Here is a 13,663-nt window from a genome sequence, read left to right on the forward strand (position 1 = left end):
GATGCTGCATCCGGTATATGGATACGAGTGATTGTCGGATGATCAAGCTGTCCGGAAGGCTTCGGCCGTGGAGGCTTCGCCTTCCTGCCGATCGAGACGCAGCTTCAATGGCTGATCAAGCTTGACCGATGATGCAGCGCTTCTCCAGCCCGGGTTCCTCGCCCCCACGCAGTGGGGGAGAGGTGGCGAGCCTGCAAGGCGAGACGGAGAGGGGTGCTGCCGAACAATCCCAAAGGTCAGGGTTCAAAACCGCTGGCACAATGTTCCGGCGCCTGCCGGCGGTCAGGGCACCAGCACCAGCGATCCGGTCGTCGCACGCGCCTCGAGGTCCCGATGTGCGTCGGCCGCATCGGCGAGCGCATAGCGCCGCGGCGGGTCGAGCGCCACCACCCCCCGGCGCACCGCCGCGAAGAAGCGCGCGACATGCGGCCCGAGCTTCTCCGGCGTGTCGGTGAAATGGCCGTAGTTCGGGCGCGACACGGTGACCGACTTCGAGGCGAAGCGGCCGATGTCCCAGTCGCCTACCGGCCCGGAGGCCTGGCCGAAGCTGACGAGATGCCCGCGCACGCCAAGCGCCACCAGCGAGCCGGCGAACGTGTCCTTGCCGACGGCGTCGTAGACCACGTCGGCGCCGCGCCCGCCGCTGATGCGCATCACCTCCGAGGCGAAATCCGCACCCCGGCCGTAGAGCAGCACATGCTGCGCACCCAGCCTTTCCACCACACGCGCCTTGGCCTCGCTGGAGGTGGTGGCGATCACGGTGGCGCCGAGGTGCCGCGCCCACTGCACCAGCAGCTGTCCGACGCCGCCCGCCGCCGCATGCACCAGCACGACATGGCCGGGTCTTACCGCGAACACGTCGTGCAGGAGGAAGCTCGCGGTGACGCCCTTGAGCAGGCCGGCCGCGGCCAGCTCGTCCGCAATGTCGTCCGACAATCCGACCAGCATCCCGGCCGGCCGGTTGGCGCGCTCGCAATAGGCGCCGAGCGGCGGCCCGGCATAGGCGACGCGGTCGCCGATCGCCAGATCGCCGACGCCCGGCCCCAGCGCCTCGACGACCCCGGCCGCCTCCATGCCCGGCACGCCGGGCGGCTGCAAAAGGTCGAAATAGCCGGTGCGGCAATAGACGTCGATGTAGTTGACCCCGATCGCCGTGTGCCGCACCCGCACTTCGCCGGTTCCCGGCGGCGGCAACGCGATCTCGCCGGGCTGCAGCACCTCCGGCCCGCCATGCCGCTCGACGACGATGGCGCGGGTGCGGTCCTGTCGCGAAACATCCGAACCTTCCGCCGGCGTACCCCCACCCCTAACCCCTTCCCTCAAGGGGGAGGGGGATTCGGCAACACCGGCTCCAAGCCGAACAACGTCTCCGGTTCGAGCACCCGGAGCGCCGACAGAATCCCCCTCCTCCTTGAGGGGAGGGGTTAGGGGTGGGGGTATGAGGGCGCCGACTTGCGCTCGATCCGCCTTCTCATCGTGACTAAAGGAAACTGCCTGGGGCGCGGGTCTCCCCCCTGCACCGCCAGCCGGACTAGGTAGAGGCAGAGTCCCGAGGACAGGCGCCCGACCAACCAGCCTCCTTATCGCCTCGAACCCGGTCCGATAGATCCCCTCCGTCACCAGCCGGACCAGCTCGTCGCGCCGCTCCGCCGGCGGGTGGAACTCCGAAGACCACTCCCAGAAGGTGCGATCCCCGTCCGTCACCGGCTTCAGCGAAATGGTCGCGACATAGCCCATCAGCGGCAGCGGCGCCTCGAGCAGGCAATAGGTCAGCCGCCGCTGGCGGTCGGACAGCGACAGCAGCTGCTCGCGCAGCTCACCGCCGTCCTTCAGCCGGAAGCGGCGCACAGCGCCCACCATGTCCACCGGCTCGCCGCCCTCGATGGCGCTGGTCGCGATCGCCGGGTGCCAGCTTTCATGGCCGTTGAAATCGCGCAGCAGGCGCCAGACCGTATCGACCGGCGCGTCGATGATTGTGCTCTGCCGGACCTTGATCATGCGCCGGGACTATCGCCCGAACCGCTGCTTCAGCGCAGTGAAGGCGGCCTGGAAAACCCCCTGCCCGATCTGCTGGACGAGAGCCGCCTCGCGCTCCGGCGCGCAATCGAACTCCGCCTGCCATGAGGCGAAGGTGGCGTTGCCGTCGGTCACCGGCGTCAGCGCCAGCGTGGCGATGTAATCCGACACGCCCATAGGGCTTTCGAGGATCGTGTAGGTGCAGGAAAGATCGTAGTCCGACAGCGCCAGCAGCCTTTCGCGGATGCGCCCCCCGTCCTTGAGGACGAAGTTGCGGATGCAGCCGATCTGGTCGGCCTTGGCGCCCTGCTCGATGCGGCTTTCGGCGACGAACGGCGTCCAGCTCGGCAGCCCGTTGAAATCGCGCACCACGCGCCAGACCTCGGCGGCGGGAGCTGCGATGACGGTGGAGATGAAGATTTTGGGCATCAGGCAAGCTTCGGCACTTGATAGGCGTGCAGAGGTTTGCGCTTCTTCGCACCCCCCTCTGTCCTGCCGGACATCTCCCCCGCAAGGGGGGAGATTGGCAGCTTCGGCCTTGCCGTCTCTCCTGCAAGGCTGGTGATTAGCGAAAGCCGCGGTGGCGGCCGATCTCCCCCCTTGCGGGGGAGATGTCCGGCAGGACAGAGGGGGGTGCGACGGAACGCCATCCTGCGCGACCAGCCCCGCTCACCGATCGCGGTCGTCATCATCGTCCTTCGCCGCCTTCGGCTTACCGTTGCCCTTCTTCTCCCGCGACAGGCTGGCGATGTCCTTGGCATCCCTCAGCACGTCGGTCATGCGCCCGAGCGAGCCGCCCTCGATGCCGATCTCCTTCATCAGACTGTCGATCATCGGCGCCTGCACGCGGTAGCGCAGCGCCGAATCGATCACCTCGTCGGTGACGTTGCGCCCCGAACCGCCGGCAGCGCCGCCGGTCATGCCGTCGACGTGAAGGATCTTGATGCCCTCGATCTTCTCCATCGGCCTGACGCTTTCGCGGATGATGCCTTCGAGCTTGTCGATGATTTTTCCGCGCGTGCGGCTGGCGCGCGCCGGCTCCGAAAGCATGTTCTCCGCCTCGTTGAGCTGCCGGTGGCCGGCGGCGTCGATCTCGTAGCGCTGCGCGGCGGCAAGCGCTGCGATCTTCTCCGCCTCGGCGGTGGCTTCCGCGGCGATCTTCTGCGCTTCCGCAAGGCTCTTCGCCGCGCGCATCTCGGCCTCCGCCGCGGCGGTGACGCGCAGCGCCTCGCGCTCGGCCTCGCGGCTGGCACCGATCAGATCGGTCAGCTTGCGCCGCTCGGCGATCTCGCGCTCGCGCGCCGTCAGCGCCTGTTCCTCGGCCTGGATGGCCTTGGCGCGCACCGCCTCGGAAGCGGCGATCGCCGACGACCGCTCCTGCGTCTTCTTGGCGATGTCGATCGCCTTCTGGATCTCGGCGATCTCGACATTCTGGTCGCGCGCGATCGCCAGCTGCCTGAGCTCGCGCTGGCTGATCAGCTTTGCTTCCTCGATGCCGCGCTCGGTCTGGATGCGCGCCCGCTCCACCTCCTCCGCCGAAGCGATCTCGGCCTCCTCGAAGGCCTGCCGCTTGGCGATCTGCAAGGCCTCCAGATGCCGTTCGCGGGCGATGCGCACCTCGTCCAGCGCCCGGTCCTGCGCGATCCGCTCGGCCTCGGTTGCCTGGTTGGCGACGATCTCGGCACGCCGCTTCTCGGCTTCCGCCTTCGTCACTTCCAGCGCCTTGGCGGCAAGCGCGATCTGCCGCTCCAGCTCGACGATCTCCAGCGCCTTCCTGCGCTCGATCTCGAGCCGGCTCTGCGCCTGCTCGCGCTCGATGCGCGCCGTCTCCAGCGCCAGCTCCAGCGCGATCTGCTCGCGCTCCGTCAGCTCGCGCGTCTTCAGCTCGGCCTCGTCGAGTGCACGCCGCCGCGCGATCTCGCGCCGCTGCGTGTCCTCCTCGCTTCGGATGCGTTCTTCGGTGATGGCGCGCTCCTGCGCCAGCCGCGATTTCTCCACCGCCTCGCGGGCGGAGAGCTGCGCCTGCTCGGCCTCCTGGTCGCGCACCGCCCGCTCGCGCGCCAGCTCGGACCGCTGCGCGGCGCGGCGGATCTCCACCTCGCGCTCCTGCTCCAGCCGGGCGTATTCGCTCTCGCGATCGATCTCCAGCACCTTGCGCTGGGTGTCGAGATTCTGGTTGCGGATGTCGACCAGCGTGCGCTGCTCGATCTCGTTGCGCATTTTTCGCCGCGTCTCGATCGACTCGGTGAGCTGCGTCAGGCCCTCGGCGTCGAAGGCGTTGGATGGGTCGAAGAATTCGAGGCTGGTCTGGTCGAGGTCGACGATCGCCACGCTTTCCAGCTCCAGCCCGTTGGCGGCGAGCGATTCGGCGGCGAGAGCCCGCACCTTCTGCGCATAGTCGCCGCGCTGCTCATGCATCTCCTCCAGCGTCATCCGCGCCGCCACGGTGCGCATGGCAGCGGCGAACTTGCCCTCCAGCAGCTCGCGCAGCCCGTCTTCCTGCAGGGTGCGGCGCCCCAGCGTCTGCGCCGCCGCCGCGACCAGCTCGCGCGTCGCCCCCACCCGCACGAAGAACTCGGCGATCAGGTCGACGCGCATGCGGTTCTTGGTGATCAGCGCCGTGCCGTCCTCGCGCCGCACCTCGATGCGCAGCACGTTCATGTTGACCGGGGTGATCTCGTGCAGCACCGGGATGACGAAGGCGCCGCCGTTCACCACCACCTTTTCGCCCAGAAAGCCGGTACGCACGAAGGCGGTTTCCTTGGTCGAACGCCGGTAGAGCCACCGCAGGATATAGACGGCGATCGCCACGACGATCGCGACGATGATCAGCCACAAGAGAAAAGTGCCGAACGTCTGCGCGGCCATCAAATTGTCCTCCGAAACGAGAAGCGGTCGGCTGGCGACCGGAGATAGTCAGTGGCTTGCGGCGGCGAGTTCTTCAGGGTTCGCGTTCCTTCGCACCCCCCTCTGTCCTGCCGGACATCTCCCCCGCAAGGGGGGAGATTGGCCGGCCGCTTTCGACGCGCCCATGCTGCGTTGAAGATTGGCGAAACCGCATATGAAAGCCAATCTCCCCCCTTGCGGGGGAGATGTCCGGCAGGACAGAGGGGGGTGCGAAGGAACGAAAGCATCTCCATCACGCCCTCCTCTGCATCTTCGGCATGATGCCCTCGAACGCCGCCACCGCCGCGTCGACAAATACCGGATCGTTGATGTTGGCCTTGACCCGCATCACCTGTCGCGTCGGCGACACCCGCACCGTCCGCTCGATCGCCTCGAACAGCGCCTCATCCGCCTCCGGATCGAAAAACGCCTGCCCCGGCGCATCGAGCAGCGACACTCCGCCCTCGGGCAAGAGAAACCGCACCGGCCCGTTCATCCGGTTGAGCCTTTCGCCGATCCACGCGCCGAACGCGCGGTTCTCGTCGCGCGTCGTGCGCATCAGCGTCACGTTCGGATTGTGGATCACGAACTTGCGGCTGCGAAACCGTTCCGGAACCGTGTCGCGCGGCCCGAAATTCACCATGTCGAGCGCCCCCACCGAGCCGACATAGGGCAGGCCGGTACGGATCGCCGCCCCGAACCGGTCCTCCGTCGCCGGGAACACGCCGCCGACGATCATGTCGGCGACTTCGGTCGTGGTCAGGTCGATGAAACCCGAAAGCAGCCGCGAGTCGCCGAGATTCTCCATCGCCCGCCCGCCGATGCCGGTGGCGTGGAAGACCAGGCAGTCGTAGTCGCTCTCCAGCCGCCTGGTCACCGCCTGCACCGCCGGCGTGGTCACGCCGAACATGGTGATGCCGACCGCCGGCCGCGCCAGTTTCCGCCTCGCTTCCCACTGCTCACCGGTCGGAAGCTGCGCCACCATGCCGGCCATGGCGTGCGCCGCGTTGGAAAGCACGGCTTCGGTGATCGAATTCAGCCCCTGCACATCGGCAACCGAGTGGAACATCATGATGTCGGCGCCGCCGACATATTTGCCGACGTCGCCGGCCGCCACGGTCGAAACCATGATCTTCGGCACGCCGACCGGCAGCGCGCGCATGCCGGCGGTGGCCAGCGTCGTGCCGCCCGAGCCGCCGGCCGAGATGACGCCGCCGATGCCCGGCTCCCGTTCGATCCAGCGGGCGAAGGCTTCGGCCATTGCCGCCACCGAGCCGCCGCGGTCGCCCGACATCACCGCGGAGGGTCCGCCGCGGTGCATCGCCGCCACCTGGCCCGCCGGCACGTCGGCGCTCGAAGGCTTTCCCGAAGTCGACAGGTCGACGGTCCTGACCGGTATCTTCAGCGCCTTCAGCCGCTTGGCGACGAAGCGCAGCTCGCGCCCCTTGGTGTCGAAGGTGCCGGCGACCAGCACGGTCCGCCCGATCCGCTCGGCGAAGGGGATGGCGAACACCTGGCGGAAATCCTCCGCCGGCTGCGTCTTGTCCACCGCCGCCTGCCGCATCGCCGTCACCGGCACGTTCCAGCGGTTGGGCAGGTCGGTGACCGGCCGGTAGACGCCGCCCGCGCCCTGGACCGGTACCGCCGCCGGCTGCACCCCCGCCCGCTCGATCCGATAGACGTCCGCGAGCTGCGAGGCTGCCTGCGCGGCCGCCGCCGGCGTCACCGGCTCCTCCTCGGCATGCCGCCCGACGCCGAGCAGCCGCTGCTGCAGCTCGCGGTCGGCGGCCAGCGCCTTGGCGTCCATCACCCGGTTGACGCGGCCGTTGACCATGATCGCCACGCGGTCCGACACCGCCGTCGCCACGCCGATGTTCTGCTCGATGACGAGGATCGCCATCTCGCCTTCCCGGCCGAGCTCGACCAGCATTTTTTCGACCTGGTCGACGATGACGGGGGCAAGACCCTCCGTCGGCTCGTCCATCACCAGCAGCTTCGGGTCCGACAGCAGCGCCCGCGAGATCGCCAGCATCTGCTGCTCGCCGCCGGAAAGCTGCGAGCCGCCATTGCCGCGGCGCTCCGCCAGCCGTGGAAAGGTCTGGTAGACGCGCTCGACCGTCCAGGCGGAGTCGCGCCGGCTTCCCGCCGCCAGCCGCAGATGCTCGTCCACCGTCAGGCTCGGCCAGACGCGGCGGCCCTGCGGCACGTAGCCGACGCCGAGCCGGTGGATTTCGTGCGGCTCCAGCGCCGACACCTCGCGGCCGTTCACCCGGATCGAGCCGGAGCGCGCACGCTTCAGCCCGGTGATGGTGTTGCACAGCGTGGTCTTGCCCATGCCGTTGCGGCCGACTACCGACAGCACGCCGCTTTCCAGCGTCAGCGACACGCCCTGCAGCGCATGGCTCTCGCCGTAATAGACCTGCAAATCGTCGATCCTCAGCGCCGCTTTTCCGGCGGGGGCGGAGCGCTCAGCCATGCCGGCCTCCCAGGTATATCTCCTGCACCTGCGGATCGGCCTCGATCTCGCGCGGCGTGCCTTCCTTGAACAGGCGGCCATTGTGCATCATCGACACATAATCGGACACGCGCAGCGCCACGTCGAGATCGTGCTCGATGATGATGTAGCCGATATGCTTCGGTAGCGCGTTCAAAATGGCGACGAGGTCGCGCCGCTCGGTCGGCGACAGCCCCGCCGCCGGCTCGTCGAACAGGATGAAGCGCGGCGCCCCGGCCAGCGCCAGCGCGATCTCCAGCTGCCGCTGCTGGCCGTGCGACAACGTCGCCACCAGCGTATCGCGGTCACCCTCCAGATGCACGGCATTCAAAATCGATTCCGCCTGCGCCATGCTGACGTCGGTCACAGCCGGGCGCAGCAGCGAAAAGCGCCGCCGCGACACGCCGCGGCAGGCGAGGAAGATCGAGTCCAGCACGCTCAATCCCTTGAACAGCTGCGATATCTGGTAGGTGCGCCTGAGCCCCCGCCGTATCCGCTCATGCGGCGGCAAGTCCGTGATGTCCTCGCCGAAGAATTTTATCCGCCCCGCCGTCGGCATGAAATCGCCGGTGATGGCGTTGAACAGCGTCGTCTTGCCGGCGCCGTTGGAGCCGAGCACGGCGCGCCGTTCGCCCGCGGCGATCCGCATCGATATGCCGGTCAGCGCCACCAGCGCCCCGAAATGACGCGCCACGCCGTCCAGCTCCAGCGCATTGGCTCCGGTGCCTTGCAAACGTGCTGCGACGGATTCAGACATGGCCGCTTTCGACCCACCGATCGTGGCGCTCCTTCGCACCCCCCTCTGTCCTGAGCTTGTCGAATGGGCCGGACATCTCCCCCGCAAGGGGGGAGATTGGCCGGCCGCTTTGGTTTCGCCGATCGCAGGCGTTGCTGAAGAAGCGCGGAGAGTGAAGCTGCCAATCTCCCCCCTTGCGGGGGAGATGTCCGGCAGGACAGAGGGGGGTGCGAAGGAGCGCCACGATCATTTTCTAAGCTAATCGCTCACTCGCAGCTCGGATTGTCGCGGCTGACCGCGCCGAGCGCCTTGAACTCGGCCTCCTCGATGCCGAGCGTCTGGTTGACCTGCGGCACCACCTTGATCAGCTTGTTGAGCAGATTGCCGTCCGGCCCCTCGACCACTTCGGTCAGGTAGATGTCGGCGATCGCATTGCGGTTCTTGTCGAGCGACACCTTTCCGGTCGGCGTGTCGAAGGAGAGCTTCGCCAGCGCCTCGCGCAGCTTCGCGCCGCCGTCCGACACGTCGCCGTTCACCTCGTTCAGGCCGAGGATCGCCGCCTTCATGTTGATGTAATAAGCATGTGCGAACAGCGACGGCGACGGGAAGGCGTTGGGCTGCTTCTTGTAGGCCTCGGTGAAGGCAAGCCAGGCCGGCGCGTCGTTGGTGTCCGCCGTCGGGCCGGCGGCCGGCGTGCCGATCAGCACCTCGCGGGTCTTGCCCTGCGAGGTCAGCACCGTCTGGTCGACGGTGATCGAGCCGCCCACCAGCGGCGCCGAGCCGCCGGACTGCTGGTACTGCGTCAGGAAGTTGACGGCGTCGGCGCCGCCCAGCGCCACATAGATGGCGTCGACGTCGTCCGGCAGCGCCGCGATGACCGAGGAATAGTCCTTGTTGCCGATCGGCACCCAGGACTTCGACGGCACCTTGCCGCCGGCCTTGCAGAACTCGGCCATGAAGCCGAACACCTGCGTGTAGGGGAAGGAATAGTCCTCCGCCACGACCGCCACGGTCTTGTAGCCCTTGTCGTTGAAGGCATAGGTGCCGAGCCCGGCCATCCACTGCGCGCCGTCGGTGCCGAAGCGGAAGAAATTCTCCGCCGGGTCGCGGAAGGTGGTGTCCTGCGCCGCCGAGGCACCGTTCAGGAAGGTCACGCCGGGCTGCGTCTTGGCATAGTCCTTGACCGCGATGCCCTCGTCGCCCGACAGCGGCCCGACCAGCACCTTCACGCCGTCCTGCTCGACCAGTTTTCGCGCCGCCCGCACCGCGCTGTCGGGCGAGGCGTCGGACGAGCCTTTTACGATCTCGATCTTCTTGCCGCCGGCGGTGCCGCCGAGTTCCTCGACCGCCGTCATGGCACCGCGCTCGCCGTCCTCGCCGAGCACCGTGAACGGCCCCTCGAAGGTGGCGAGCAGGCCGATCTTGATCGTGTCGTCCTGGGCGAGTGCCAGCGACGGCGCCGTCAGCCCCGTCGCCAGCGCCAGTGCAAGCAGGCTGCGTCTGTGAAGTTTCATGGTTTTTCCTCCCTTGTTGACCATGGATGTCGACGATTTGGACCTCACGGCCCGGAGCGCAGCGGCTGCTGCGCCAGATGCGGCTTGAGACGGCTCCAGAGCCCGAGCAGGCCGTCCGGCGAGACGAAGACGATCGCCAGGAAGACCAGCCCGATCAGCGTGTTGAAGCGCTCGGCCCCGACGATGTCGATGGCGAAGGTCTGCATCAGCACCACCACCACCGCGCCGAGGAACGGTCCGACCGGATGCTTCAGCCCGCCGATCACCGCGATCACCAGCACGTTGATGGCGGCCGCCACGTTGATCGTGCCCGGCGAGACGCGGCCGTTGAACCAGATCAGCAGCACGCCGGCCAGTCCGGCGATCAGGCCCGCCAGGAACCAGGCGAACACCTTGTGCGCGGTGACGTGGTAGCCGATGGCGCGCATGCGCCGCGGGTTGTCGCGGATCGCCTGCAGCGTCAGGCCGAAGGTCGAGCGCGAGCAGTAGAGCACCGCCGCATAGGCGAGCGCTGCGCACCCCAGGCAGAGATAGTAGAACGGCACCGGATCGCGCCAGTTGACGCCCCAGAATTCCGGCGCGCGCAGGCCGTTGAAACCTGGAAAGCCGTTGAAGATGGTGTAATTCTGCTGGGCGAAATAGAAGGCCGCCGTGGCGATCGCCAGCGTGATCATGATCGTGTAGATGCCCTCGGTCCTGACCGCGATCCAGCCGATCAGCGCCGAGGCCGTCGCCGCGAGCAGGACGGCGAAGGGCACGACGATCCACCACGGCCAGCCGAAGCCGTGCACGCCCGAATTGTTGAGCCCGAGGATGGCCACCGCGTAGCCGGCGATGCCGGCGACCGTGATCTGCGCCAGGCTGACCATGCCGCCATAGCCGGCCAGCACCATCAGCGACAGGCCGATCATGCCGAAGATCAGCGAGTAGCCGCCGATCTGCGTGAGGAAGAAGTCGGAGGCGAAAGCGGGATAGAGCAGCAGGACGGCAGCCAGCGGGATGTGCGCGGCGCCGATCCGGTCGATCACCGTCGGCCGCGCCGGGGCGCCGGGGGCGGAGACGACGGCCGTCATCGCGCCTTCCCCATGATGCCTTGCGGCCGGATCGCCAGCGTCACCACCATGATGATGAAGGTCAGCACCACGCCGTAGGTCGGGAAGTAGACCAGCCCGATCTGCTCGGCGAGCCCGATCAGCAGCGCGCCGATCGCCGCTCCGGTGATCGAGCCCATGCCTCCGACGATCACGACCACCAGCGACGCCAGCAGGTAGCGCACGTCCTCGCCCGGCGCCACCGACAGGGCCGAGCCGCCGACCACGCCGGCGAAACCCGCCAGCCCGGCGCCGACCGCGAAGACGATGGCGAACACGGCATGCACGTTGACGCCCGATGCCGACAGCATGGCGCGGTCGTCCACCCCGGCGCGGATCATCATGCCGACGCGCGTGCGGTTCAGCATCAGCCACAGCCCGACGCCGATGACCACAGCGGCGACGAGCACGACGATGCGATAGAACGGATAGGTGAGGAACACCGACGCGCCGTTGGAGCGCACGGCGGTGATGACCGGCATCGTCACCGCGCCGTCCAGCCATGCCGGCGTCGCCAGCTGGTAGGTCTGCCCGCCCCACACGGCCAGCATCAGGTCGGCCGCGACGATGGAGATGCCGATGGTCACCAGCGTCTGCCGCAGGTCGTCGCCCTCCAGCCTGCGGAACACCAGCACCTGCATCACCACGCCGACCGCCGCCAGCACAAGGAAGCCCGCGGCCACCCCGAGCAGCCAATAGCCGGTGCGCGCTCCGACCTCGTAGCCGATATAGGCGCCGAGCAGATAGAGCGAACCATGCGCCAGGTTGACGTTGCGCATCAGCCCGAACACCAGCGTGAACCCGCTGGCGACGAGGAAATACAGCCCCGCCAGCGTCAGTCCGTTGAGCACGGCGCTGACGAACGCCTTCTTCGAGATCAGCACCGCGTTCAGCCAGGCCGGCCAGACGGCGAAGATCATCCAGGCGACGACCGCCGCGACGATCAGCCAGAAGAAACCCCACGCCTGCCTTCGCGTGATGCCGCCGCCTTCGACCGAGGTGCGCGGTTGCTCGAACAGGCTCATGCGGGGTGCCTCGGGGAACTGGGGGACAGTTTACTTTTTTCGGCCCGCGCGACGTCTGAACTGCCGCGGCGTTTCTGCCGAAAGAAAGTAAACTGTCCCCGGCCGCACTCCGTCCCACCCCCCTCTGTCCTGAGCTTGTCGAATGGGCCGAACATCTCCCCCTCAAAGGGGGAGATTGGCAGCTTCGCCGCTATCGCTTGCCCTGCAATGGCGATTGGCGAACCCAAAGCGGCCGGCCAATCTCCCCCCTTGAGGGGGAGATGTCCGGCAGGACAGAGGGGGGTGCGACGGAGTGCGGCCATCGAGTCGACCACCTACGCCGTCAGCCTGCGCCGCGCCTCGTTCATCTTCGGCGCCCGGTGGAATTTCCCGTCCTTCATGATCGCAAGAATCCGGTTCCTGTCCTGAAGGATGCGCACGTCGGCGATCGGGTCGCCGTCGACCAGCAGCAGGTCGGCGAGATAACCCTCCTTGACCATGCCGAGCTCGTCGCTCATGCCCATGATCTGCCCGCCATATTTGGTCGCCGCCAGGATCGCCTCCATCGGCGAGAAGCCGAGCATGGTGACGAAAGTCTCGATGTCCTTGGCGTTCGTCCCCTGCGGCGTCCAGGCGAAACCGTAATCGCCGCCGATGCAGATCCTGATGCCGCGCCGGTGCATCTTCTTCATCGTGTCGACGCACATCTCCAGCTCGCGCTCATATTCCATCGCCACCGGCGATCCGGGCTTGATGCCCCACGGCTCGGCATAGCGCGCCGTGTTGATCAGCCAGGCGATGCCGGGCGCGACGAAATGCCGGTCCTTCGCCGCCTCCAGCATGTCGAGTGCCTCCTCGTCGGCGAAGGAGGCGTGATAGATGTTCTGGATGCCGTGGCGGATGCACTGCTTGACCGACCCGGAGGAGCGGGCATGCGCCGACAGGACCTTGTTGCGGCAGCGCGCCTCGGAAGCGGCCATCGCCACCTCCTCCTCCGACATCGGCGTCTCTTCCGCGCCCATGCCGGTCAGCGCCTCGCCGGAGAGGTTGAGTTTGATCGAATCGACGCCGTATTTGATGAGCTGGCGCACCGTACGGCGGATCTCCTCCGGCCCCGACACGACGAGGCCGAGATTCAGCCCCTCATGCGGGATGTGCGAGGGCGCGGCGTCGCCCAGCCCGCCCACCGTGGTGATCTCCGGCCCGGCGGCGAGGTAGCGCGGCCCGGGGAACCGCCCCTGGTTGATGAATTTCTTCGCCACCACGTCAAGCCTGGGCTTCGCCGCCGCGGCACCGCGCCCGGCGGTAAAACCGGCATCCAGCACCAGCTTGGCCATCTCCATGGTGACCAGCATGTGCTCTTCCAGCTCCATCATCTGGATCGGGTCGATGCCGGGCGCGTTGTTCCAGGAGAGATGCAGATGCGCGTCGATCATGCCCGGCATCAGCGTCGCGCCCATGCCGTCGATCACGGTGGCGCCGCCCGACATCCCGCCGCCATAGCCCGACGACGAGCCGAAGCGCGACGAGCCGCGGGTGATCTGCTTGATGCGGTTGCCCTGCACCAGCACCTCGCCGGTGTAGGGATACTCCCCCGTCGCGTCGAGGATGCGCACATTGGTGAAAAGCGTGCTGGCGGAGCCGTTGCCGCTCCAGCCGTTGTTCCAGTCGTCCGCCATGTCTTCCTCCCGATGGCTGCGCCAGATTCGTCGCGTCTACAGTCGCGCCGCCCTCATCAGCCCGGCATCATACCCCCACCCCTGACCCCTCCCCTCAAGGGGGAGGGGGATTTTGCGGCATCGCCGTCTCGCGCCGAACCTCGACATTTTCGGTCCAAACGGCAGCGGCGGAGTTCCCCTCCCCCTTGAGGGGAGGGGTCAGGGGTGGGGGTATGATGCCGGGCAGTTTCCTCAAGGCTCGAT

Annotated in this window: 9 protein-coding genes; all 9 read right to left on the reverse strand. The window is 67.7% G+C overall.

Annotated elements, in window-relative coordinates:
• Nucleotides 1-282 precede the first annotated feature (282 nt).
• The 9 genes from C7I84_RS30960 to C7I84_RS19765 all read right to left on the reverse strand — a co-directional run bounded on the left by C7I84_RS30960 (nucleotide 283) and on the right by C7I84_RS19765 (nucleotide 13,420).
• Nucleotides 283-1,998 carry an SRPBCC family protein gene (locus C7I84_RS30960; RefSeq protein ID WP_106773930.1) on the reverse strand — a complete coding sequence of 572 codons (1,716 nt, stop codon included), beginning with the start codon at nucleotides 1,996-1,998 and terminating at the stop codon, nucleotides 283-285.
• 9 nt (nucleotides 1,999-2,007) lie between these two features.
• Nucleotides 2,008-2,445 carry an SRPBCC family protein gene (locus C7I84_RS19710; protein WP_106773931.1) on the reverse strand — a complete coding sequence of 146 codons (438 nt, stop codon included), beginning with the start codon at nucleotides 2,443-2,445 and terminating at the stop codon, nucleotides 2,008-2,010.
• 240 nt (nucleotides 2,446-2,685) lie between these two features.
• Nucleotides 2,686-4,884, reverse strand: a complete 2,199-nt coding sequence (locus C7I84_RS19720; protein ID WP_106773932.1) for a flotillin family protein — start codon at nucleotides 4,882-4,884, stop codon at nucleotides 2,686-2,688.
• A 271-nt stretch (nucleotides 4,885-5,155) separates the two neighbouring features.
• Complete coding sequence (locus C7I84_RS19730; protein ID WP_106773933.1) at nucleotides 5,156-7,378, reverse strand: ABC transporter permease; 2,223 nt, start codon at nucleotides 7,376-7,378, stop codon at nucleotides 5,156-5,158.
• A complete protein-coding gene (locus tag C7I84_RS19735; RefSeq protein WP_106773934.1) occupies nucleotides 7,371-8,153 on the reverse strand; it encodes an ABC transporter ATP-binding protein in 783 nt (260 codons plus the stop codon). The genes C7I84_RS19730 and C7I84_RS19735 overlap by 8 nt, the downstream gene beginning before the upstream one ends.
• Before the next feature lie 245 nt (nucleotides 8,154-8,398).
• Nucleotides 8,399-9,646: an ABC transporter substrate-binding protein gene (locus C7I84_RS19745; RefSeq protein ID WP_106773936.1), complete on the reverse strand. Its 1,248-nt coding sequence runs from the start codon at nucleotides 9,644-9,646 to the stop codon at nucleotides 8,399-8,401.
• A 44-nt stretch (nucleotides 9,647-9,690) separates the two neighbouring features.
• Nucleotides 9,691-10,719 (reverse strand): branched-chain amino acid ABC transporter permease, encoded by a 1,029-nt coding sequence (locus tag C7I84_RS19750; protein ID WP_106773937.1) that lies wholly within the window; start codon nucleotides 10,717-10,719, stop codon nucleotides 9,691-9,693.
• Nucleotides 10,716-11,762: a branched-chain amino acid ABC transporter permease gene (locus tag C7I84_RS19755; protein WP_106773938.1), complete on the reverse strand. Its 1,047-nt coding sequence runs from the start codon at nucleotides 11,760-11,762 to the stop codon at nucleotides 10,716-10,718. The genes C7I84_RS19750 and C7I84_RS19755 overlap by 4 nt, the downstream gene beginning before the upstream one ends.
• Nucleotides 11,763-12,076: 314 nt before the next feature.
• Nucleotides 12,077-13,420: a metal-dependent hydrolase family protein gene (locus tag C7I84_RS19765; RefSeq protein ID WP_106773939.1), complete on the reverse strand. Its 1,344-nt coding sequence runs from the start codon at nucleotides 13,418-13,420 to the stop codon at nucleotides 12,077-12,079.
• Nucleotides 13,421-13,663: the final 243 nt, after the last annotated feature.

The organism is Kumtagia ephedrae, from assembly GCF_003012745.1.
Taxonomy (GTDB): domain Bacteria; phylum Pseudomonadota; class Alphaproteobacteria; order Rhizobiales; family Rhizobiaceae; genus Kumtagia; species Kumtagia ephedrae.